The organism is Candidatus Magnetaquicoccus inordinatus, assembly GCF_004217665.1.
Lineage (GTDB): Bacteria > Pseudomonadota > Magnetococcia > Magnetococcales > Magnetaquicoccaceae > Magnetaquicoccus > Magnetaquicoccus inordinatus.
The window spans coordinates 1-1,954 of the sequence record NZ_RXIU01000372.1; the positions used below are offsets into that span (position 1 = coordinate 1).

Sequence of the window (1,954 nt, forward strand, 5' to 3'; positions counted from 1 at the left end):
GACAAAGGGATGGGAGGTCGGGCGCGAAACAACCTGCAATACGTGGTCATCCAACCCGGTCGGAACAGCAAACTGAAGCCGGGCGTCTGGTTGCGGGGACCGAACAACTCACTCAGTCAGGTGCTGGCCTTCGTGCCGAAAGTGTCGTACCTCAAGCGACTGGCCTTTTTCGAGATTGCCCAGAGCGTCATGGAACGGGAACTGCCTGGGTATTTCGAGAAGGTAATGCAGAAGGTTATGAAGACGGTCAAATGAGTCACGCAACTCGACGAGTGCAAACTGCAGCAGTCGGTCACATTTCCGGTAAATTTTCCAGGATCCTCGCATCGTGCCAAACGGTGATGATCCAAACGGCGGCCCCGATTGCTCGGTAGATGAAACGATAGGGAGGAATAATAACTTCTCGGTACAGAGAGTCAGGGAATTCAGGTAAACGGCGACCGGAGTTCGGGAACACCTCCAACCGTCTCAATGCCTGTTTGGCACGAGAGCTATACCCTCGCGCCGCAATCGGATTTTCCTGTCGGATGTGGTCGATGGCCTCAATGAACTCAACTTGAGCCGAAGGTGTAAACCGTAGTTTCATTCAGGGTTGTTTTTCCAAGATTGCATCGGCCTCTGCGAATACCTCCTCCAAAGAATATCCGATGCCGTTCTGAATCTCCTGCTCACCCCTGGCCAATCTCCGGAGCAACGCCCGTTCTTTTTCGTCACGCTCGTAAGACTCAATGCTCATCAGAACAGCCGTGGCCTCCCCTTGTTGGGTGATAACGATGGGGAACGGGGAATGTTTCAAGCGATTGATGGCTGCGACTGCGTCATGGCGCAGGTCAGACACAGGGATCGTTTCCGAAAGAGCGGACATAGTAGCCTCCTGTTGCACGTTTGCCTATCCCGGATAGTACCCTGCGTGCCTGATTTATGGCAAGACAAACCGGCGGCCTGTGACACGTTTGAGGAATTCCAAGGCGTGGCAAGGTGGCCACAGGATAACGCATGATCGGATTTGCGTGGTTTCAAGCCATTCTTGCCAAACCTGAGGGAATTCCGAGGAGGTGGCGAGGTGGCTACTGGTTGACGATTGATCGGCTTTGCGTGGTTTCGAGCCACCCTTGCCCGGCCTGAGCGAAATGCAAGGATGTGGCGAGGTGGCCACTGGTTGACGCTTGGTAGGCTTTGCGTGGTTTCAAGCCATCCTTGTCCGGCCAGAGGGAAATTCAAGGGAGTGGCGAGGAAGCCACAGATTGACGCTTGATCGGATTTGCGGGCTTTCAAGCTGTCCTTGCCGAACCTGAGGGAATTTCAAGGAAGTGGCGAGGTGGCCACTGGTTGACGCTTGGTCGGCTTTGCGTGGTTTCAAGCACCCTCGGGAACGGCTGAGCGAATTCCAAGGGAGTGGCGAGGTAGCCACGGATTGACGCTTGATCGGATTTGCCAGATTCCAAGCACCCTCGGAAATGGCTGAGGGAATTCCAAGGGAGTGGCGAGGTAGCCACGGATTGACGCTTGATCGGCTTTGCGTGATTTCAAGCCATCCTTGCCCGCCCTGAGCGAATTCCAAGGCGTGGCGAGGTAGCCTCGGATTGACGCTTGGTCGGCTTTGCGTGGTTTCAAGCTCTCCTTGCCCGCCCTGAGGGAATTTCAAGGAAGTGGCGAGGTGGCCGCAGGTTGACGATTGATCGGCTTTGCGTGGTTTTGGGACATCCAGTGCAGCAACTCAGTGGAAGGGCTGGAAAAATGAATACCGGAGAATTTCAAATGGTGTTTTGCGCTGGTGGTGACGCCCACGTGGCAGGCAAGCCAATGACTGAGAATCCGTATTCAAGAAATGGTTCCGGTGCCTGGCTGGCATGGCAAGCAGGATGGTTGACTGCTGATAACCCATGTTTAACATGCTACAAAATTTTTCAAGCAATATCAGTGTATTGTGATGCTATTTTTTCGCAAGTGGCAC

At 54.0% G+C, this 1,954-nt stretch carries 3 protein-coding genes and 1 pseudogene; 2 read left to right on the forward strand and 2 right to left on the reverse strand.

What is annotated here, in order from left to right; all coding sequences use genetic code 11:
• Positions 1-255 (forward strand): annotated as a pseudogene (locus EJP87_RS18085) (hypothetical protein); the annotation flags it as partial.
• Between the two features lie 37 nt (positions 256-292).
• Here EJP87_RS18085 and EJP87_RS15725 read toward each other — a convergent pair.
• Positions 293-586 (reverse strand): type II toxin-antitoxin system RelE/ParE family toxin, encoded by a 294-nt coding sequence (locus EJP87_RS15725; RefSeq protein WP_130472797.1) that lies wholly within the window; start codon positions 584-586, stop codon positions 293-295.
• Entirely contained in the window at positions 587-865 is a 279-nt protein-coding gene (locus tag EJP87_RS15730) for a type II toxin-antitoxin system Phd/YefM family antitoxin (protein ID WP_130472798.1), read from the reverse strand.
• 803 nt (positions 866-1,668) lie between these two features.
• Between EJP87_RS15730 and EJP87_RS15735 the strand changes: the two genes are divergently transcribed.
• Positions 1,669-1,954 (forward strand): hypothetical protein (locus EJP87_RS15735; protein ID WP_130472799.1); only part of this gene is annotated, 286 nt, incomplete at its 3' end.